Genomic DNA, 20,744 nt, shown 5'->3' with positions numbered 1-20,744 from the left:
TCCGCCGCTGTCGGTGCGACGTGACAGGATCGTGGGACGTACCACGAAGTCGTCCGTCGGACATGACCGCTCAAGGGAGAGCGCGATGGCCAGCAAGCCGCCCGCAGGTGACCCGGTCCAGGACGCGCCGCAGGTCGCCCCGCCGCAGCACGCCGCCGCGGGCCTCCCCGCGATCGGGCACACGCTCAAGATCTCGCAAGCGCAGATGGGCGTGCGCCGCACCGCGCGCACACTGCTCAAGGTCAACCAGAAGGACGGCTTCGACTGCCCCGGCTGCGCCTGGCCGGAGGGCGAGAAGCGGCACATCGCGGAGTTCTGCGAGAACGGGGCGAAGGCGGTCGCCGAGGAGGCGACACTGCGCCGCGTCACGCCGGAGTTCTTCGCCGCCCACCCGATCGCGGATCTCGCCGCCCGCAGCGGCTACTGGCTGGGTCAGCAGGGCCGCATCACGCACCCGATGTACGCGGCCGAGGGCGCCGACCGGTACGAGGCGGTGAGCTGGGAGCGGGCTTTCGAGATCATCGCGGAGGAGCTGACGGCGCTCGGCTCCCCCGACGAGGCCGTCTTCTACACCTCGGGCCGCACCAGCAACGAGGCCGCGTTCCTGCTCCAGCTCTTCGCCCGCGAGTTCGGCACCAACAATCTTCCGGACTGCTCCAACATGTGCCACGAGTCGTCCGGCTCGGCGCTCACCGAGACGATCGGCATCGGCAAGGGCAGTGTGTCCCTGGAGGACCTGCACCAGGCCGACCTGATCATCGTGGCCGGTCAGAACCCGGGCACCAACCATCCGCGGATGCTCTCCGCCCTGGAGAAGGCCAAGGCCTCCGGCGCGAGGATCATCTCGGTGAACCCCCTGCCCGAGGCCGGCCTGGAGCGGTTCAAGAACCCGCAGACCGCCCAGGGCATGATCAAGGGCGCCGCCCTCACCGACCTGTTCCTCCAGATCCGCATCGGCGGCGACCAGGCCCTCTTCCGCCTCCTCAACAAGCTGATCCTCCAGACCGAGGGCGCGGTCGACGAGGACTTCGTCACCGAGCACACGCACGGGTACGAGGAGTTCGCCGCCGCGGCCGAGGCGGCCGACTGGGACGAGACCCTCGCCGCCACCGGCCTGGAGCGCGGGGAGATCGAGCGCGCCCTGCGCATGGTGCTCGCCTCCGAGCGCACCATCGTCTGCTGGGCCATGGGCCTCACCCAGCACAAGCACTCCGTGCCGACCATCCGCGAGGTGGTCAACTTCCTGCTGCTGCGCGGCAACATCGGCCGCCCCGGCGCCGGTGTCTGCCCGGTGCGCGGCCACTCCAATGTGCAGGGCGACCGCACCATGGGGATCTTCGAGCGCCCCTCGGCCGGATTCCTGGACGCGCTCGACAAGGAATTCGGGATCACCTCGCCCCGGCACCACGGCTTCGACGTCGTCCGCGCCATCCAGGCGCTGCGCGACGGCAGGGCCAAGGTCTTCTTCGCCATGGGCGGCAACTTCGTCGGCGCCACACCCGACACCGAGGTCACCGAGGCCGCCATGCGGCGCGCCCGGCTCACCGTGCACGTGTCGACCAAGCTGAACCGGTCGCACGCGGTCACCGGCACGCGTGCGCTGATCCTGCCGACGCTGGGCCGCACCGACAAGGACGTACAGAAGAGCGGCAAGCAGTTCGTGACGGTCGAGGACTCGATGGGCCTGGTCCACGCCTCGCGCGGCAACCTGCCGCCGGCGAGCCCGCACCTGCTGTCCGAGCCGGCGATCGTGGCACGCCTGGCGCGCGCGGTGCTGGGCGAGGCGTCGGCCACGCCGTGGGAGGAGTTCGCACACGACTACGCCACGATCCGCGACCGTATCGCGCGCGTGGTGCCCGGCTTCGAGGACTTCAACGCCAGACTCGCGGCCAGTCCCGGCGGCTTCGCCCTGCCGCACGCCCCGCGCGACGAGCGCCGCTTCCCGACGGAGACCGGCAAGGCCAACTTCACGGCCGCGCCCGTCGAGTACCCCAAGGTCCCCGAGGGCCGGCTGCTGCTGCAGACACTGCGCTCGCACGACCAGTACAACACCACGATCTACGGCCTGGACGACCGCTACCGCGGCATCAAGGGCGGCCGCCGTGTCGTCCTGGTCCACCCGGACGACGCCCGTGAGCTGGGCCTGGCCGACGGCGCGTACACCGACCTGGTCAGCGAGTGGACGGACGGCACCGAGCGCCGCGCGCCCGGCTTCCGCGTCGTCCACTACCCCACGGCGCGCGGCTGCGCGGCCGCGTACTACCCGGAGACCAATGTCCTGGTGCCGCTGGAGGCGACCGCCGACGTCAGCAACACACCCGCCAGCAAGTCCGTCATCGTGCGTCTGGAACAATCGGCCTCTGCCTGAGCGTTTGCTTAGGCAGCACGGCAGACCAGGGACATGACCGTACGACGATCGGAGCCGGGCCCCATGGGCGAGCAGACACAGGTGAAGTTCCCGCAGGAGGTCATCGACGAGTACGCCTCGCTCGGTGTGGACCTGCCCGCCCTCTTCTCCGCCGGGCACCTCGGCAACCGCATGGGCGTGCAGATCGTCGAGGCGTCCGCCGAGCGGGTCGTCGGCACCATGCCGGTCGAGGGCAACACCCAGCCGTACGGGCTGCTGCACGGCGGAGCCTCCGCCGTCCTGGCCGAGACGCTCGGCTCGGTCGGCTCCATGCTCCACGGCGGCGTGTCCAAGATCGCCGTCGGCGTCGATCTGAACTGCACGCACCACCGGGGCGTCCGCAGCGGACTGGTGACCGGCGTGGCCACCCCCGTCCACCGCGGTCGCTCCACCGCGACGTACGAGATCGTCATCACCGACGAGCAGGACAAGCGGGTCTGCACGGCCCGCCTGACCTGCCTGCTGCGCGACGTCTCCGCCAAGGACGCGGAGAACGTCCCCGGGGCGGCCGCGCCCGGCACTACGGGCTGACCGGCAGGGTGACGCCGCTGACCCCGGCCCGGACCGTCATCCGCGTCCCGGCCGGGTGGCGCAGGGTGTGGTCGTGGTCCGTGGAGATCAGCACCACGCCCAGCCGGTGCCCCTTCTTGAAGACGTAGTCCTGGGGCTGCATCTCCCACTCCAGCCGGTACTCCCGGCCCTCCACCACCGGGCTCTGCCGCTCCACGGAGTCACGGTTTCGGACGTCCAGCCACCCACGCGACACGATCCTGAAACCGGCGGTCTCGGTCCGGTGCCGGGTGCGGTAGGCGCAGCCGGTGTCGCCGGGGACGCCCTCGCCGTAACAGACGAGCTGCGAGGTGTCCGCCACGGTCCCGGCCGTCGCCCGGGTGTCCGTGCCGTGGTCGACGAGCAGCGCCGTCACATACGGGGACGTCCCGTCCAGGGACGCCCGCACCGACACGGCGGGCGTTCCGCTGATCCGCAGGTCGGCGGCGAGCGGCCCGGTGGTGTACGCGAGGCGGTTCGGGTTCGCCGCGTCCGGGTCCGCCACGAGCTGCTCGGCGCGCAGGGTGCGGCCCGCGTCGTGCAGGGCCTGGCGCGCCGGCCGGCCGGGAAGCGGCGACAGGCCGCCGTCCGCGGTCAGCCGCAGGGTGACGTCCCGGGTACCGGGCGCAGGCCAGTCCCGCTGCTGCCGCCAGGAGAAGTCCGCCTGCTCCACGTCGGCCTTCGGCCCGTCGAGGGCGCCGTTGTCCAGGCCGTACAGCCAGAAGTCGAACCACTGGTGGAGCCGGCCCAGCCACTCCTCCATGCGCAGCGGCATCGGGTTGACGTGCCCGGCCCGGTGCAGCCACAGCTTGCGCGGCACACCGTGCTCCTCCAGCGCCTCCCACAGCCGGGCCGCGTGGCGGGTCCTCACGTTCCCGTCGTTGAGGCCCTGCACCAGGAACACGCCGGCCTTGATCTTCCCGGCGTCCTTCAGATAGTCCCGCTCCCGCCAGAAGGCGGTGTAGTCGCCGCTCTCCCGGCCCTGCGTGGCGGTGAGCCGGTCCAGTACGGGCGTGCAGATGTCCCGGTCGGCCCGGCTGTAGACGGCCCTGGCCAGGATGTCGGCGTCCTCTCCCTGGTAGCCGCCGGGCGCCACGACCCCGCCGCCCGCCCGGTAGTAGTCGTACCAGGAGGTGATCCCGGAGATCGGCACGATGGCCTTCAGGCCCGTCACGCCCGTGGTCGCCACGGCGGTCGGGAGGGTTCCGTTGTACGAGATGCCCATCAGCGCCGCGTTGCCGGTGGACCAGGCCGCGCCGACCGGCCGCCCCTGGAGGTCCCAGCCCCGGGCGCGGCCGTTCAGCCAGTCGACGGCGGCCTTCGCGCCGAGCGTCTCCGCACGGCCGCCGGACACCGGGCAGCCCGTCGATCCGCCCGTACCGACGCTGTCGAGCTGGGCCACGGCGTAGCCACGGGGCAGGAAGTAGTTGTCGGTGTACCCCGGGAAGACCACGGAAGAGGCGTCAAGCGACGACGGGCCCGCCCCGGCGGACGTCTCGAAAAGGCCCGGAAGCCCATCGCGCCCCTTACCGCCGGGCAGTCCGTCCTCCTCCGCGTCGACAGAGTGGAAGGGGACGTCGTTGCCGCCGCCCCAGTACGGACTCGCCTCGATGATCGTCGCGACCTTGAGTCCGGCGTCGGTCTCCTTGGGCCGCAGAATGCGCATCCGTACGGTGTCGCGCCTACCGTCCCCGTCGCTCTCCGTCGCCGTTTCGATGTCCACCTCCTGGTGGACGGCGTCCGCGCGGGAGAAGACGGGCTGGGTCGCCTGCCTCTGGATCCGCAGCGCGTCAGGCCCGTCGGCGTCCGGCCCGAGGGGCGGCGGTGCCGCCGCGACCAGGGCGGCGGCAAGCACCATCAGACCGAACCTGCGGGGGATGCGCGGCGCGCGTGTTCCGTGGGGTCTCGCCATCGTGCCTGCCTCCAGGGGCCGGTGGGTGCGACGATCACGCGGGAAGCGCGTCACACATTCCACCGCTTCCGCAGCAGTGACACCAGACGGCAAACGCCGTACGAGCCAAGGCCATTGTGTGACCGAAGGTGACCACCTAGCGTTGCCAGCATGAGGTCCAGGGACGGTCGCCTTGGAGCCGCTCGGCACGGACCACTCGCCGGGCTGGTGCTGTGCGCGATGCTCACCCTGCCCTCCACGACCTGCTGTTCGGAATCCGGACCTCCCGCACCGCACAGCAGTACACCTGCCGACGTCTGCACCGCTCTCGTCTCCTACTGGGTCAAGGAGGCATGGAAAAACAGCAGTTGGGCGGGGCTGGACTGGGAACAGAAGGGACTGTCCAACGAACAACTGGTTATCCACGACGGCGTCCTCGCAGCCGCCCGCGCCACCGAGCAGCGCGAGGGCCGGGACGTGGCCCTGCGGTTGATCGACCGGCGGACGCGGGAGCGCTGCGAGGCGGCCGACGGCGCGACGGGCAGCTCCGATAACTGGCGACAACCGCACTGAACGACCGACCCCCGCCCCCTCCACGCACAGCGGAAGCGGCCCATCCGGTGTAACACAGAGTAACCAAATTGCCATGCGGCATCCGGCCGGCGACCACCGCCGACCACTGCGCCAAGCCCCCGCCAGGGGCGTCACGCCCCAGACCCCTGTCAGCACCAAGATCCGCCCAAGCCCCTTAGTGGAACTGGGCGTTCTCACTATGTGGGCAAACCGGCACCGACCGGAAAGCCCGCTTCTGTCCACGCCTCACACACGTGCTCTGCGCTTCGGCATAACAAGACAGTCACATCCTGACTTCCACAGTCCCGGACTCAACCGGCTGCGCTTAGAGTCACCGCCAGTCACCGCGCCGCCGGGCGCGTCTGCTGCACTACCCAGCACCTACCCAGTGCCTACTCATCCAGTGCGGCCCGGCGATCACACGGCACCTCAACCGAGGAGGCCGCGCCAGGGAAAGGATCAATTGTGCGACAGCGTTCCTTGCTCATACTCACCACCGTGATCACCACGGGGGCACTCACCCTCACCGCCTGTGGGTCCCGCGACGACAGCAAGGGCGGTAAGGACAGCAGCGGCGGCAAGACGACCGTGGTCATCGGCGTCGACGCCCCGCTCACCGGATCGCTTTCCGCGCTCGGCCAGGGCATCAAGAACTCCGTGGACCTGGCGGTCAAGACCGCCAACAAGAACAACGAGGTCCCGGGCGTCGAATTCAAGATCGAGGCCCTCGACGACCAGGCCGTCCCGGCCTCCGGACAGGCCAACGCCACCAAGCTCGTGGGCAACAAGGACGTCATCGGCGTCGTCGGCCCGCTGAACTCCGGTGTCGCCCAGTCGATGCAGGGCGTCTTCGAGAAGGCCGGCGTCACACAGGTCTCCCCCGCCAACACCAACCCGGCCCTCAGCCAGGGTGACAACTGGGGCAAGGGCGATTTCAAGCGCCCCTTCAAGACCTACTTCCGCACCGCCGCCACCGACGTCGTCCAGGGCAAATTCGCCGCCCAGTACCTCTTCAACGACGCCAAGAAGCGCAAGGTCTACGTCGTCGACGACAAGCAGACCTACGGCGCCGGCCTCGCCGCGATCTTCTCCAAGGAGTTCGAGCGCCTCGGCGGCAAGGTCGTCGGCACCGACCACGTGACGGTCAAGGAGACCGACTTCTCCAGCACCGCCGACAAGGTCAAGAGCTCCGGCGCCGACTCCGTCTACTTCGGCGGCCAGTACCCCGAGGGCGGCCTGCTCTCCGACCAGATCAAGAAGACGGGCGCCAAGATCCCCACCATGGGTGGCGACGGCATCTACGACCCCGCCTTCATCAGCGCCTCCGGCGTCGCGAACGACGGTGACCTCGCGACCTCCATCGGCTACCCGGTCGAGAAGCTCCCGACGGCCAAGAAGTTCATCGACGACTACAAGGCCGCCGGCTACAAGGACCCGTACGCGGCGTACGGCGGCTACTCCTACGACGCCGGCTGGGCCATCATCCAGGCCGTCAAGGCCGTCGTCGCCGCCAACGACGGCAAGCTCCCCACCGACGCCCGCGAAAAGGTCGTCGAGGCCATGGCCAAGGTCTCCTTCGACGGCGTGACCGGCAAGGTCGCCTTCGACGAATTCGGCGACACCACGAACAAGCAGCTCACCGTCTACAAGGTGGAAGGCACCACCTGGAAGGACGTCAAGAGCGCCACGTTCGAGGACTGATCCAACCGCACCGCCCCGCTCCACCTGATCCAAGCCGCGCGAGGGCGCAAACAGCGCCCTCGCGCGGTGTCATATCCGACAAGCTCATCGGAGGCCCTGCGGTGTACGAACTGCCGCAACAGCTGGCCAATGGCCTCGCCCTCGGCGCCCTTTATGGCCTCATAGCCATCGGGTACACGATGGTGTACGGCATCGTCCAGCTCATCAACTTCGCCCACGGCGAGATATTCATGATCGGGGGCTTCGGCGCCCTCACCGCGTACCTGATACTTCCCAGCGGGACATCCCTCGTCGTAGCCATCCCGCTCATGATCGTCGGCGGCGCCCTCGCCTCCGTCGCCGTTGCCACCGCCGCCGAACGCTTCGCCTACCGCCCCCTGCGCAGCGCACCCCGGCTGGCCCCGCTGATCACGGCGATCGGCCTCTCGATCGTCCTCCAGCAGCTCGTCTGGGGCTTCTACCCCGACGCGAAGAAGCCGCGCAGCTTCCCCGAGTTCCAGGGTGAGTCGTTCAAGCTCCTCGACAACCTGTACCTCCAGCGCGCCGACCTCTTCGTCCTCGTCCTCGCCCCCCTGTGCATGCTCGCCCTCGGCCTCTTCGTCTCCAAGAGCCGCAGCGGCCGCGCCATGCAGGCCACGGCCCAGGACCCGGACACCGCGAAGCTGATGGGCATCAACACCGACCGCATCATCGTGATGGCCTTCGCCATCGGCGCCGCGTTCGCCGCCGTCGCCGCGGTCGCCTACGGACTCGACAAGGGCCAGATCAACTTCGAGATGGGCTTCATCCTCGGACTCAAGGCCTTCACCGCCGCCGTCCTCGGCGGCATCGGCAACATCTACGGCGCGATGGTCGGCGGAGTCGTCCTCGGCCTCGCCGAGTCCCTCTCGATCGCCTACATCGAAGAGATCCCCGGCATGCAGCAGCTCGGCGGCGGCGCCTGGGCCAACGTCTGGGCTTTCGTACTTCTCATCGTCGTGCTCCTCGTCAGGCCGCAGGGCCTGCTCGGCGAGCGCGTCGCGGATCGGGCGTGAGAGCCATGACAACCGACACCCTCAAGACCACCGACGCCACCCCGGCCGACGACACCTCCCGTGTCACCATGCTGCGCAGGACCATCGCCGCCGGCGGCCTGGCCACCATCGCCAGCACCTTCCTCGCCTGGACCTACACCGACGCCTTCCCCGGCGACCTCACCGTCTACGGCTACCCCGGCGGGCTCCAGGTCCTCACCCTCGTCGCCGGCCTCCTCACCGTCGCGTACGCGCTCGCCGCACTCGACGTCCGCGGCCTGCGCTGGCTCGCGCCCACCGGCACCACCAAGGCCCTGCAACTGCTGGCCCTCGGCGCCTTCGGCACCACCTGGTTCACCGTCATCGCCATCGCGGTCGAACTCGGCGGACTCGCCCACCTCGACCCCGGCGCCTACGTGGCAGCGGTCGCCTCCGCCGTCCCCGCCGTCGCCTTCCTCCTCCCTGACGACACCCGCAAGGCCCAACGGCCCAGGACACTGCCCTCCTGGGCCGAGATCCTCGTGATCGTCGCCGCCTTCGGGCTCGGGCTGTACGTCGTCACCTACGGCATCGACACCGAGTACGCCGAACTCTTCACCGGCTACCTCATCACCGCCGGCTTCGCCATCGCCGCCATCTTCAAGGCCGGCCTCATGGCACGGCTCTCGGCACTCACCGCCAAGTACCGGTCCATCACGGTGGCAGCCGCCTTCGTCGCCGCAGCCGCCTTCCCCTTCACCCAGAGCACCGACCAGTTCACCCTGATCGCGGTCAACATCCTCATCTTCGCCACCGTCGCCCTCGGCCTGAACATCGTCGTCGGCCTCGCAGGCCTGCTCGACCTCGGATACGTCGCCTTCCTCGGCGTCGGCGCCTACACCGCGGCCCTCGTCTCCGGCACCACCGCCTCCGCCTTCGACATCCAGTTCCCCTTCTGGGCCGCCGTCCTCACCGGCGCCGCCGTGTCCCTCGTCTTCGGCGTCGTCATCGGCGCCCCGACCCTGCGACTCCGCGGCGACTACCTCGCCATCGTCACCCTCGGCTTCGGCGAGATCTTCCGCATCGCCGTCGGCAACCTGGACGGTGTCTCCGGCCCCCAGGTCACCAACGGCCCCAACGGCATCCCCAACATCCCCGACCTCGTCTTCTTCGGATACGACTTCGGCGAGTCCCACACCATCCTCGGCTTCGAGCTCGGCTCCTACGCCAACTACTACCTGCTGATGCTGCTCGCGATGATCCTCGTGGTCCTCGTCTTCAGCCGCGCCGGCAACTCCCGCATCGGCCGGGCCTGGGTCGCCATCCGCGAGGACGAGACCGCCGCCACCGCCATGGGCATCAACGGCTTCCGGGTCAAGCTCATCGCCTTCGCCCTGGGCGCCACCCTCGCCGGCGTGGCCGGCACCGTCCAGGCACACGTCCAGAGCACCGTGGTCCCGGAGATGTACGTCTTCGCCGGCCCCGTACCGCCCAACTCGGCCTTCCTCCTGGCCGCCGTCATCCTCGGCGGCATGGGCACCATCAGCGGACCCCTCATCGGCGCCGCCCTGCTCTACATGATCCCGGCGAAGCTCCAGTTCCTCCAGGACTACCAGCTCCTCGGCTTCGGCATCGCGCTCATCCTCCTGATGCGCTTCCGCCCCGAAGGACTCATCGCCAACCGCCGCGCCCAGCTCGAATACCACGAGACCGGCCAACTCGACGTACCCGACGAAAAACTGCCCGACTCCGCCGTCGGCACCACGAAGGCGGGGGCGTGAACACCATGACCACCACCACGACCACGACCAAGACCGCCGAGGCCGCCCCGGTCCTCGAAGCCAGCGGCGTCACCATGCGCTTCGGCGGCCTCACCGCCGTACGCTCGGTCGACCTCACCGTCCGCGAAGGCGAGATCGTCGGCCTCATCGGCCCCAACGGCGCCGGCAAGACCACCTTCTTCAACTGCCTCACCGGCCTCTACGTCCCCACCGAGGGCAAGGTCTCCTACAAGGGCACCGTCCTGCCGCCCAAGCCCCACCTCGTCACCCAGGCAGGCATCGCCCGCACCTTCCAGAACATCCGGCTCTTCGCCAACATGACGGTCCTGGAAAACGTCCTCGTCGGACGCCACACCCGGACCAAGGAAGGACTCTGGTCCGCACTCCTGCGCGGCCCCGGCTTCAAGAAGGCCGAAGCCGCCTCGCACGCCCGGGCCATGGAACTGCTGGAGTTCATCGGCCTCGAGCACAAGGCCGACCACCTCGCCCGCAACCTCCCCTACGGCGAGCAGCGCAAGCTGGAGATCGCCCGGGCCCTCGCGAGCGACCCCGGCCTGATCCTGCTCGACGAGCCCACGGCCGGCATGAACCCGCAGGAGACGCGGGCCGCGGAAGAACTCATCTTCGCCATCCGCGACAAGGGCATCGCCGTACTCGTCATCGAGCACGACATGCGCTTCATCTTCAACCTCTGCGACCGGGTCGCCTGCCTGGTACAGGGCGAGAAACTCATCGAGGGCACACCGTCCGTCGTCCAGGGTGACGAACGCGTCGTCGCCGCCTACCTCGGAACGCCCTTCGAGGGCGAGCCGGGCGCGGAGGAAGCGGCGGAAGTAGCCGCGGCCGAAGCCGCCGCGGACGCCACCCCGGCCGGCTCCGGCACGGACGACGTGTCCGACACGTCGGAGGACGGCACCTCCGAGGACGACACGTCGGAGGACACCACCACCGACGACGGACCGCAGGACGCCACCGGCACCGACGCCCCCACGGCCGAGAACGCCGACAGCGACAGCGACAGCGCCGACAGCACCAGCACCGCCACGGACGACTCCTCCGCGCGCAGCACCACCACCGAAGGAGACCCCAAGTGACCGCCCTCCTGGAGGTAGAGGACCTCCGCGTCGCCTACGGCAAAATCGAAGCCGTCAAAGGCATCTCCTTCACCGTCGAAGCCGGCCAAGTCGTCACCCTCATCGGCACCAACGGCGCCGGCAAGACCACCACGCTGCGCACCCTCTCCGGGCTCCTGAAGCCCACCGGAGGAAAGATCGTCTTCGAAGGAAAGCCACTCGCCGGCATCCCCGCGCACAAGATCGTCGCCCTCGGCATGGCCCACTCCCCCGAAGGCCGGCACATCTTCCCGCGGCTGTCCATCGCCGAAAACCTTCAGCTCGGAGCCTTCCTCCGCAGCGACAAGGCCGGCATCGAGAAGGACATCCAGCGCGCCTACGACCTCTTCCCCATCCTCGGGGAACGCCGAAAGCAGGCCGCCGGCACCCTCTCGGGCGGTGAACAGCAAATGCTCGCCATGGGCCGGGCCCTCATGTCCCAGCCCAAGCTGCTCATGCTCGACGAGCCCTCCATGGGCCTCTCCCCGATCATGATGCAGAAGATCATGGCGACCATCGCCGAACTCAAGGCGCAAGGCACCACCATCCTGCTCGTCGAACAGAACGCCCAGGCCGCGCTCTCGCTCGCCGACCAGGCGCACGTGATGGAAATCGGCAAGATCGTCCTCTCCGGCACCGGACAGGACCTCCTGCACGACGAATCCGTCCGCAAGGCCTACCTCGGCGAGGACTGAGCCGGACACACAAGAGGGCCCACCCGGTCACGGGTGGGCCCTCTTCGTCGTCCACGTACTACTGGCCCTTCGCGGCCTTCTTCTCCTCGGCGTCCTCGATGACGGCCTCCGCCACCTGCTGCATCGACATCCGCCGGTCCATCGACGTCTTCTGAATCCACCGGAACGCCGCCGGCTCCGACAGCCCGTACTGCGTCTGAAGGATGCTCTTCGCCCGGTCCACCAGCTTGCGCGTCTCCAGCCGCTGCGAGAGGTCCGCGACCTCCTTCTCCAGCGCCTTCAGCTCCGCGAACCGCGACACCGCCATCTCGATCGCCGGCACGACGTCACTCTTGCTGAACGGCTTCACCAGATACGCCATCGCCCCCGCGTCCCGCGCCCGCTCCACCAGGTCCCGCTGCGAGAACGCGGTCAGCATCAGGACCGGCGCGATGGACTCTTCCGCGATCTTCTCCGCGGCGGAGATCCCGTCCAGGACGGGCATCTTCACGTCCAGGATCACCAGGTCCGGCCGGTGCTCCCGCGCCAGCTCGACGGCACGGGCACCGTCACCGGCCTCGCCGACGACCGAGTAGCCCTCTTCCTCGAGCATCTCTTTGAGATCGAGGCGGATGAGGGCCTCGTCCTCGGCGATGACGACACGGGTCGTCAGCGGCGGGACGTGCGACTTGTCGTCGTCGGCGGCGTCGGGCTGGGGCGACTCGGGGGCGGTCACTTAGGCTCCTCGTTCGGCTAGGTACTGCTACCTGAGCCTACCTAGCTCCTGTATGTTTGAGTCACGGCGGGTCTCCGCTAACCTTCCTTTTGAAGGACGCCCCGGTAGTCCAGCGGTAGAGACACGGTGCTCAAACCACCGACAGCGTCGGTTCGAATCCGACCCGGGGCACTCACCCTTCGATTCCAAGGTCTCGACACCATTGGCGATCTTCACCCGCAGCGGTGAACAGGTGATCGAACCGGCTCCCCCGGAGGGCCCCGCAGGCCAAACTCGGCCGCGTGTACGACATCGACACACGCAAGCGAGCCCTCGCGCTCGTCGCGCAGGGCCGCAGCCTGAATTCCGTGAGCCAGCAGACCGCCATATCTCGGGCAGCCATCCGGTCGTGGCAAACCCGTCTCGAACCACTCGCCCACCCCGGCGAGCCCTGTCCGCGTTGCAAGGACGTGCCCGGTGCACCCGAAGACCTGGTGGCGTACGCCTACCTGTTGGGGCTGTACCTCGGTGACGGCTGCATCAGCGAACACCGCAGAGGCGTCCACTACCTCCGTATCGCGTGCGCCGACGCCTGGCCCGGCCTGATCGACGCATGCGAAGCCGCGATCCGTGCCGTACGACCGGGGAACAGCGTCTGCCGCGTCCAGGGGAAGGGCTGCGTTGCCGTCGCCAGCAGCAGCAAGCACTGGCCCTGCCTCTTCCCCCAGCACGGCCCCGGCAAGAAGCACGAGCGCCGCATCGTGCTCGAAGGCTGGCAACAGCAGATCGTCGACGAGCATCCCTGGGAGTTCGTCCGGGGGCTCATCCACTCCGACGGGTGCAGGATCACGAACTGGACCACGCGCCTCGTGGGCGGGGTGCGGAAGCGGTACGAGTATCCGCGGTACTTCTTCACCAACGTCTCGGACGACATCCGGCGGCTGTACACCGACACCCTCGACAAGCTCGGCGTCGAGTGGACGCACTGCACGCGGGGCGGGAATCCGTACAACATCTCGGTTGCCCGACGCGCGTCCGTGGGGTTGATGGACGCGCATGTCGGGCCGAAGTACTGAGCGGGTTACGCCAGGGGTTCGCCGATGTGGTGGACGCGGACCAGGTTGGTGGAGCCCGAGACGCCCGGCGGGGAGCCGGCGGTGATGATGACGATGTCGTCCTTCTGGCAGCGGCCGATCTTCAGCAGGTGCTCATCGACCTGGGCGACCATCGCGTCCGTGGAGTCGACCTGGGGTCCCAGGAAGGTTTCCACGCCCCAGGTGAGGTTGAGCTGGGAGCGGGTGGCCGGGTCCGGGGTGAAGGCGAGGAGGGGGATGGGTGAGCGGTAGCGGGAGAGGCGGCGGACGGTGTCGCCGGACTGGGTGAAGGCGACGAGGTATTTGGCGCCGAGGAAGTCGCCCATTTCGGCGGCCGCGCGGGCGACGGCGCCGCCTTGGGTGCGGGGTTTGTTGCGTTCGGTGAGTGGGGGGAGTCCCTTGGCGAGGACGTCTTCTTCGGCCGCTTCGACGATGCGGCTCATGGTGCGGACGGTTTCGATGGGGTAGCGGCCGACGCTGGTCTCGCCGGAGAGCATGACGGCGTCGGTGCCGTCGATGACGGCGTTGGCGACGTCGCTGGCTTCGGCGCGGGTGGGGCGGGAGTTGTCGATCATCGAGTCGAGCATTTGGGTGGCGACGATGACCGGTTTGGCGTTGCGCTTGGCGAGTTTGATGGCGCGCTTCTGGACGATCGGGACCTGTTCGAGGGGCATTTCGACGCCGAGGTCGCCGCGGGCGACCATGATGCCGTCGAAGGCGGCGACGATGTCGTCGATGTTGTCGACGGCCTGGGGTTTTTCGATTTTCGCGATGACGGGTGTGCGGCGGCCTTCCTCGTCCATGACGCGGTGGACGTCTTCGATGTCGCGTCCGCTGCGTACGAAGGAGAGGGCGATGATGTCGGCGCCGGTGCGCAGTGCCCAGCGGAGGTCTTCGACGTCCTTGTCGGAGAGGGCGGGGACGGAGACGGCGACGCCGGGGAGGTTGAGGCCTTTGTTGTCGGAGACCATGCCGCCTTCGAGGACGGTGGTGTGGACGCGGGGGCCGTCGACGGCGGTGACCTGGAGGGTGACGCGGCCGTCGTCGACGAGGATGCGTTCGCCGGGGGTGACGTCGGTGGCGAGGCCTTCGTAGGTGGTGCCGCAGGTGTGGCGGTCGCCTTGGACGCCGGGTTCGGTGGTGATGGTGAAGTCGTCGCCGCGTTCAAGGAGTACGGGTCCTTCGCGGAAGCGTCCGAGGCGGATCTTCGGGCCTTGAAGGTCGGCGAGGATGCCGACGCTGCGGCCGGTTTCGTCGGAGGCTTTGCGTACGTGTTGGTAGCGCTCCTCGTGGTCGGCGTAGGTGCCGTGGCTGAGGTTGAAGCGGGCGACGTCCATTCCGGCTTCGACCAGTGTCTTGATCTGGTCGTATGTGTCGGTGGCTGGGCCCAGGGTGCAGACGATTTTGGCTCGGCGCATGGTTCGACCCTACGGCTTACCGGCCGGTAGAGATTTGGTGTGGCGTGACTACTCAACAACCTTTCCATGAACCCTTATTGACAAGTGTTGAATGTGTGCGGGGTGCTGCTCCGATGAGCGTCAGAGCTGGGGCGGGTGCATGGTGAATCGGGCGTTGACCTGTGCGGTGACGGTTTGGCGCTGGGGTTCGAGGTCGAGTGCGGGGGCGGTGTTTTCGGGGGTCGCGGCGCCGGCGAAGGCCATGCGGGCGGTGCCGGGGGTGGGCGGGAAGGAGGGGGTGGCGTTCTCGGCGCCGAGGTCGGCGAGTTCGACGAGGGCGGCGAGCCGGGTGCCGAGGGCTTCGGCGTATTCGCGGGCGCGTTGGACGGCTTCCTTGACGGCTTGGCGGCGGGCTTCGCCGTGGGCGGGTGAGTCGGGGCGCAGGGCCCACCAGGGGCCGTCGATGCGGGTGAGCTCGAGATCGGCGAGGCGGGTGGTGAGTTCGCCGAGGGCGGTGAAGTCGGTGAGTTCGGCGGTGATGTGGACGCTGCCGTGGTAGGCGCGGACGCGTTCGGCGCGGCCGTGGCGGGTGAGTTCGGGGGTGATGGAGAAGGCGCCGGTCTGGAGGTTTTCGACGGCGTCGCCGTAGGTCTTGATGAGGTCGAGGACGGTGGTGTTGCGGCGGGTGAGGTCGTCGAGTGCGGTGCGCCGGTCGGTGCCGCGGGCCGCGACGGTGATGCCGATGCGGGCGATCTCGGGGTCGACTTCGAGGTGGGCTTCGCCGCGTACGGCGACGCGGGGGGCGTGGGGGGTGCCGTAGGGGAGGTCGGTGGGCTGGGTCATGGCCGGTGGGTTCCTTCGCTCGGGGGTTCCACTCTTTCGTAGGTGGTCATCGGATCGAAACCTGTGGGGGCTGTTGCGGGGGGCGTGTCTGCGCCAGAATCTACGCGCGTCATGCACTGAACGAAGGAGATCACATGCCGCTGAATCGTAGGACGTTCCTGGGCACTTCGGCCGTGGCCGGTGCCGGTGTGGCGATCACCGGGGCGGTCGGCGGCGCGCCCGCGGCGGCGGCGCCCCGGGCCAAGCGGTACTCCTTCACCGTCATGGGTACGACGGACCTGCACGGCAATGTCTTCAACTGGGACTACTTCACGGACAAGGAGTTCGACGACAAGGCGCACAACGATGTCGGCCTGGCGAAGATCTCCACGCTGGTGGAGCGTGTGCGCGAGGAGAAGGGCCGCCGCAATACGCTGCTGATCGACGCGGGTGACACGATCCAGGGCACCCAGTTGTCGTACTACTACGCGAAGGTCGACCCGATCACGGCCGAGCGCGGTCCGGTGCACCCGATGGCGCAGGCGATGAACGCGATCGGGTACGACGCCGCCGCTCTCGGCAACCACGAGTTCAACTACGGGATACCGGTGCTGCGGAAGTTCCAGCAGCAGTGCGACTTCCCGCTGCTGGGCGCGAACGCGCTGGACGCGAAGACGCTGCGGCCGGCGTTTCCGCCGTACAGCATGCACCGGCTGTGCACGCCGTTCGGGCGGGATGTGCGGGTGGCGGTGCTGGGGCTGACGAACCCGGGCATCGCGATCTGGGACAAGGCGAACGTCAGCGGGAAGATGGTGTTCCCGGGGCTGGAGGAGCAGGCGGCGAAGTGGGTGCCGAAGCTGCGGTCGATGGGCGCGGATGTGGTGATCGTGTCGGCGCACTCGGGGTCGAGCGGGACGTCGTCGTACGGGGACCAACTTCCGTACATCGAGAACGCGGCGGCGCTGGTGGCGGAGCAGGTGCCGGGGATCGATGCGATCCTGGTGGGTCATGCGCACACGGAGATCCCCGAGTACCGGGTGAAGAACAGGGCGACGGGCAAGGACGTCGTGCTGTCGGAGCCGCTGAAGTGGGGGCAGCGGCTGACGCTGTTCGACTTCGATCTGGTGTGGTCGAAGGGGCGCTGGACGGTGGAGAAGGTCGGCGCGGAGGTGCTGAACTCGAACACCGTCGAGGAGGACCCGGAGATCGTCAAGCTGCTGGGTGACGAGCACGCGAAGGTCGTGGCGTACGTCAACCAGGTCATCGGTACGTCGACCGCCGTGATGTCCACGGCCGATGCGCCGTGGAAGGACGAGCCGATCATCGACCTGATCAACCATGTCCAGGCGGAGACGGTGAGGGCGGCGCTGGCGGGTGGTGAGTACGGGTCGCTGCCGGTGCTGTCCCAGGCGTCGTGCTTCTCCCGGACGGCGAGGATCCCGGCCGGGCAGGTGACCATCAAGGACGCCGCGGGGCTGTACCCGTTCGAGAACACGCTGGAGGCGCGGCTGCTCACGGGGGCGCAGCTGAAGGACTACCTGGAGTTCTCCGCGCGGTACTACGTGCAGACCCCGGCGGGGGCGCCGGTGGACCCGTCGAAGCTGACGAACGCGGGTGGGACGCCGGACTACAACTACGACGCGGTGTACGGGCTGTCGTACGAGATCGACATCGCGAAGCCGGCGGGGTCGCGGATCGTGAATCTGTCGTTCGAGGGGAAGCCGCTGGATCCGGCGGCGCGGTTCGTGCTGGCGGTGAACAACTACCGGGCGTCCGGTGGGGGTGCCTTCCCTCATGTGGCGGGGACCAAGCAGCTGTGGGCGAACTCGGACGAGATCCGTAACACGATCATCCAGTGGGTGAAGGCCCAGGGGACGGTCGACCCGGGCCATTTCGCTTCGGTGGACTGGAAGCTGACCCGGGACGGTGTGCCGGTGTTCTAGCGGGTCTGGGCCTGTCGGCCCGGGAGCGGAGGCGTCTGGCGGGGAATGCCGGGCGCCTCCTGCCGTTCGAGGCCGAAGGTGGTGAAGGCGGTGCGGCGTGGGAGCGGGTAGGGCTCTTTGCCGGTGAGGTGGTTGAGGATGGTGGCGCTGCGCCAGGCGGCGAGGCCGAGGTCGGGTGCGCCGACGCCGTGGGTGTGGGTTTCGGCGTTCTGTACGTAGACGGAGCCGGTGACGGAGGGGTCGAGGACGAGCCGGTGGTGGGCGTCGATGCGGGGGCGGTCGGCGGAGTCGCGGCGCATGTAGGGGTCGAGGCCGGCGAGGATGCGGCCGAGGGGGCGTTCGCGGTAGCCGGTGGCGAGGATGACGGCGTCGGTGGTGAGGCGGGATCGGGTGCCTTGCTGGATGTGTTCCAGGTGGAGTTCGACCTTGGTGGTGGCGAGGCGTCCGGCGGTGCGGACGCGGACGCCGGGGATGAGGACGGCGTCGGGCCAGCCGCCGTGGAGGGTGCGGCGGTAGAGCTCGTCGTGGATGGCGGCGATGGTGTCGGCGTCGATGGCTTTGTGGAGTTGCCATTGGCGGCGGACGAGGTCGCTGCGTACCTGTTCGGGGAGGGCGTGGAAGTAGTGGGTGTAGTCGGGGGTGAAGTGTTCGAGGCCGAGTTTGGAGTACTCCATGGGGGCGAAGGCCTCGGTGCGGGTGAGCCAGTGGATCTTCTCGGCTCCGGTGGGGCGGGTGCGGAGGAGGTCGAGGAAGATCTCGGCGCCGGACTGGCCGGAGCCGATGACGGTGAGGTGTTCGGCGGCGAGGAGGCGGTCGCGGTGGTGAAGGTAGTCGGCCGAGTGGATGACGGGGACGGTGGGCTGGTCGGCGAGGGGGCGGAGGGGGTCGGGGACGTGGGGTTCGGTGCCGACGCCGAGGGCGATGTGGCGGGTGTGGGTGCGGCCGAGGGCTTCGGCTTCGCCGTCGGCGTCGAGTTGGGTGTAGTCGACTTCGAACAGGTCGCGTTCGGGGTTCCAGCGGACGGCGTCGACCTGGTGGCCGAAGTGGAGGCCGGGGAGGTGGTCGCTGACCCAGCGGCAGTAGGCGTCGTATTCGGCGCGGTGGGTGTGGAACCGCTCGGCGAAGTAGAACGGGTAGAGGCGGTCCCGGCCGCGGAGGTAGTTGAGGAATGACCAGGGGCTGGTGGGGTCGGCGAGGGTGACGAGGTCGGCGAGGAAGGGGACTTGGAGGGTGGAGCCTTCGATGAGCTGGCCGGGGTGCCAGCGGAAGGCGGGGCGTTGTTCGTAGAAGGCGGTGTCGAGGCCTCCGGGTACGCCGTGGGCGAGGGCGGCGAGGGAGAGGTTGAACGGGCCGATGCCGATGCCCACCAGGTCGTGGGGCTGGTCGTGGTCGCGCTGCGGTGTGCTGCCGGTCATCGGGTGGTGCTGCCTTCCACGAGTGCGGTGAGGGTTTCCAGGTGGGCGGGGGTGGTGTGGGGGTTGAGGAGGGTGGCCTTGAACCAGAGGCGGCCGTCGGCGTGGGCGCGGCCGAGGACGGCGTGGCCGTGGGTGAGGAGGTCGCGGCGGGCGGCGGCGACGGCGTGGTCGGTGGCGCGGGTGGGGCGGAAGAGGACGGTGCTGAGGGTGGGGCGTTCGTAGAGGTCGAGGTGGGGGTTCTTGTCGACGAGGTCGGCGAGGTGCTGGGCGGTGGTGCAGACGCGGTCGACGAGGTGGCCGAGGCCGGTGCGGCCGAGGGCGCGGAGGGTGACGGCGATCTTGAGGATGTCGGGGCGGCGGCTGGTGCGCGGGGAGCGGCCGAGGAGGTCGGGGAGGCCGGCGCGGGTGTCGTCGTCGGGGTTGAGGTAGGGGGCGGTGTGGTTCAACGCGTCGAGCAGTGTGCTGTCGGGTACGGCGAGGAGGCCGGCGGCGACCGGTTGCCAGCCGAGTTTGTGCAGGTCGAGGGTGACGGTGCGGGCGCGGTCGAGGCCGGTGAGGAGGTGGCGGCGGGTTTCGCTGAACAGGAGCGGGCCGCCGTACGCGGCGTCGATGTGGAGGGTGGCGCCGTGGGTGTCGCACAGGTCGGCGATCTCGGGGAGCGGGTCGATGCTGCCGGTGTCGGTGGTGCCGGCGGTGGCGGCGACGAGGAGGGGGCCGCGGAGGTCGGTGAGGACGGCGGCGAGGGCGGTGAGGTCGAGGGTGCCGCGGGGGGCGGGGACGGTGACCGGTTCGGGGAGGCCGAGGAGCCAGGCGGCGCGGTGGATGGAGTGGTGGGCATTGGCGCCGCACACCGTTTGGAGGGTGGGTCCGTGCTGTTCGCGGGCGAGGAGCAGCGCGAGGTGGTTGGACTCGGTGCCGCCGGTGGTGACCAGGGCGTCGGGGTCCGGCCCGGCGGGGTGGGTTTCGGTGGCGAGGGCGCGGGTGACGAGCTGTTCGAGCGCGGAGGCGGCGGGGGCCTGGTCCCAGGAGTCCATGGACGGGTTGAGCGCGGAGGCGGCGAGGTCGGCCGCGGCGGCCAGCGCGAGGGGTGGGGTGTGCAGGTGGGCGGCGCAGTGCGGGTGGGCCGGGTCGGCGGCGCCGTGGGCGAGGGCGGTGACGAGGGTACGCAGGGCTTCCTCGGCGCCGGTGCCCGTGTCGGGCAGGACGTCGGCGAGGGCGTCCCGCACGTGTGCGGTGACGGTCTGGGGGCCGCCCGGTGGGAGCGGCCCGCCGCGGGTGGTGGCGCCGTCGCGGAGGGCGTCCAGCACGGTGCGGAGGAGCGGCCGCAGCGCGTCGGCGCCTTCGGCGCCTCCGGCGAGGGGCGGTGTGCTCCACGAGGTGCTCGACGGGGTCGTCCACGGGCTGCTCATGCTGCCAGCGTGGCCCGGTGGTCGGGCGCTGGTTGCGGTGCGGGGCGATCACAACCCGAAAGGGGGACGAGGGGGTGGCGGGGCGGGCAGGGCGTGCTATGGGCGGGGGCGTCGGGGTGGGTCTGCGCGGAGGTGGTGGTGCGGTGGGTGCTGCCCGTGGGGGCGGTGGGGTGGTGTGGGGTGGTGGCGGGCGGTCCCCTGTGGGGGCGTGCGCGTCCTTGGCGGTGGTGTCGGAGGCGACGAGGTACTCGGTGGCACCGGCCTGCCGG

Annotated in this window: 16 protein-coding genes and 1 tRNA gene; 11 read left to right on the top strand and 6 right to left on the bottom strand. The window is 69.5% G+C overall.

Annotated features, from left to right (window positions below; translation table 11 throughout):
* Nucleotides 1-85: 85 nt before the first annotated feature.
* Nucleotides 86-2,368 carry an FdhF/YdeP family oxidoreductase gene (locus ABT360_RS29430; protein WP_351823020.1) on the top strand — a complete coding sequence of 761 codons (2,283 nt, stop codon included), beginning with the start codon at nt 86-88 and terminating at the stop codon, nt 2,366-2,368.
* 63 nt (nt 2,369-2,431) lie between these two features.
* Complete coding sequence (locus ABT360_RS29425; RefSeq protein ID WP_351823041.1) at nt 2,432-2,938, top strand: PaaI family thioesterase; 507 nt, start codon at nt 2,432-2,434, stop codon at nt 2,936-2,938.
* Here the strand turns inward: ABT360_RS29425 and ABT360_RS29420 are convergent.
* Complete coding sequence (locus ABT360_RS29420; RefSeq protein ID WP_351823017.1) at nt 2,928-4,814, bottom strand: Xaa-Pro dipeptidyl-peptidase; 1,887 nt, start codon at nt 4,812-4,814, stop codon at nt 2,928-2,930. The two genes, ABT360_RS29425 and ABT360_RS29420, sit on opposite strands and share 11 nt — an antisense overlap.
* 204 nt (nt 4,815-5,018) lie before the next feature.
* On the opposite strand from ABT360_RS29420, the gene ABT360_RS29415 reads away from it, so the two are divergent.
* The 6 genes from ABT360_RS29415 to ABT360_RS29390 all read left to right on the top strand — a co-directional run bounded on the left by ABT360_RS29415 (nt 5,019) and on the right by ABT360_RS29390 (nt 11,701).
* A complete protein-coding gene (locus ABT360_RS29415; RefSeq protein WP_351823014.1) occupies nt 5,019-5,420 on the top strand; it encodes a hypothetical protein in 402 nt (133 codons plus the stop codon).
* 465 nt (nt 5,421-5,885) lie between these two features.
* On the top strand, nt 5,886-7,121 hold the full coding sequence (locus ABT360_RS29410; RefSeq protein WP_351823011.1) for a branched-chain amino acid ABC transporter substrate-binding protein: 1,236 nt from the start codon (nt 5,886-5,888) through the stop codon (nt 7,119-7,121).
* 101 nt (nt 7,122-7,222) lie between these two features.
* Nucleotides 7,223-8,155, top strand: a complete 933-nt coding sequence (locus ABT360_RS29405) for a branched-chain amino acid ABC transporter permease (protein ID WP_351823008.1) — start codon at nt 7,223-7,225, stop codon at nt 8,153-8,155.
* A gap of 5 nt (nt 8,156-8,160) precedes the next feature.
* Entirely contained in the window at nt 8,161-9,894 is a 1,734-nt protein-coding gene (locus tag ABT360_RS29400) for a branched-chain amino acid ABC transporter permease (RefSeq protein WP_351823038.1), read from the top strand.
* Nucleotides 9,895-9,899: 5 nt separating this feature from the next.
* Nucleotides 9,900-10,988 carry an ABC transporter ATP-binding protein gene (locus ABT360_RS29395; RefSeq protein ID WP_351823035.1) on the top strand — a complete coding sequence of 363 codons (1,089 nt, stop codon included), beginning with the start codon at nt 9,900-9,902 and terminating at the stop codon, nt 10,986-10,988.
* Complete coding sequence (locus ABT360_RS29390; protein ID WP_351823006.1) at nt 10,985-11,701, top strand: ABC transporter ATP-binding protein; 717 nt, start codon at nt 10,985-10,987, stop codon at nt 11,699-11,701. The genes ABT360_RS29395 and ABT360_RS29390 overlap by 4 nt, the downstream gene beginning before the upstream one ends.
* 58 nt (nt 11,702-11,759) lie before the next feature.
* On the opposite strand, the gene ABT360_RS29385 is transcribed toward ABT360_RS29390, so the two are convergent.
* Nucleotides 11,760-12,416: an ANTAR domain-containing response regulator gene (locus ABT360_RS29385; protein ID WP_351823004.1), complete on the bottom strand. Its 657-nt coding sequence runs from the start codon at nt 12,414-12,416 to the stop codon at nt 11,760-11,762.
* A 98-nt stretch (nt 12,417-12,514) separates the two neighbouring features.
* Here ABT360_RS29385 and ABT360_RS29380 point away from each other — a divergent pair.
* Nucleotides 12,515-12,587 (top strand) — tRNA-Leu (locus tag ABT360_RS29380).
* 110 nt (nt 12,588-12,697) lie between these two features.
* Nucleotides 12,698-13,471: a transcriptional regulator gene (locus tag ABT360_RS29375; protein ID WP_351823001.1), complete on the top strand. Its 774-nt coding sequence runs from the start codon at nt 12,698-12,700 to the stop codon at nt 13,469-13,471.
* 5 nt (nt 13,472-13,476) lie between these two features.
* Here ABT360_RS29375 and pyk read toward each other — a convergent pair whose 3' ends face one another.
* Both pyk and ABT360_RS29365 read right to left on the bottom strand, forming a co-directional pair.
* Nucleotides 13,477-14,907: a pyruvate kinase gene (gene pyk, locus ABT360_RS29370; protein ID WP_351822998.1), complete on the bottom strand. Its 1,431-nt coding sequence runs from the start codon at nt 14,905-14,907 to the stop codon at nt 13,477-13,479.
* A gap of 120 nt (nt 14,908-15,027) precedes the next feature.
* The gene (locus ABT360_RS29365; RefSeq protein WP_351822995.1) at nt 15,028-15,729 is read right to left on the bottom strand and encodes an SIMPL domain-containing protein; all 702 of its coding nucleotides are present in this window, start codon (nt 15,727-15,729) and stop codon (nt 15,028-15,030) included.
* 134 nt (nt 15,730-15,863) lie between these two features.
* Between ABT360_RS29365 and ABT360_RS29360 the strand changes: the two genes are divergently transcribed.
* Nucleotides 15,864-17,651 carry a bifunctional metallophosphatase/5'-nucleotidase gene (locus ABT360_RS29360; protein ID WP_351822992.1) on the top strand — a complete coding sequence of 596 codons (1,788 nt, stop codon included), beginning with the start codon at nt 15,864-15,866 and terminating at the stop codon, nt 17,649-17,651.
* Here the strand turns inward: ABT360_RS29360 and ABT360_RS29355 are convergent.
* Together ABT360_RS29355 and ABT360_RS29350 are read right to left on the bottom strand one after the other, a co-directional pair.
* Nucleotides 17,648-19,066, bottom strand: coding sequence for a lysine N(6)-hydroxylase/L-ornithine N(5)-oxygenase family protein (locus ABT360_RS29355; RefSeq protein WP_351822989.1), 1,419 nt, complete (start codon nt 19,064-19,066; stop codon nt 17,648-17,650). The genes ABT360_RS29360 and ABT360_RS29355 overlap by 4 nt on opposite strands.
* Nucleotides 19,063-20,475: a pyridoxal phosphate-dependent decarboxylase family protein gene (locus tag ABT360_RS29350; RefSeq protein WP_351822986.1), complete on the bottom strand. Its 1,413-nt coding sequence runs from the start codon at nt 20,473-20,475 to the stop codon at nt 19,063-19,065. Before ABT360_RS29350 ends, ABT360_RS29355 begins: the two co-directional genes overlap by 4 nt.
* Nucleotides 20,476-20,744 lie beyond the last annotated feature (269 nt).

The organism is Streptomyces sp. NPDC000229, assembly GCF_040300825.1.
Taxonomy (GTDB): domain Bacteria; phylum Actinomycetota; class Actinomycetes; order Streptomycetales; family Streptomycetaceae; genus Streptomyces.
The sequence above is the reverse complement of the archived record's forward strand: the minus strand, read 5'-3'. Positions and strand labels throughout refer to the sequence as shown.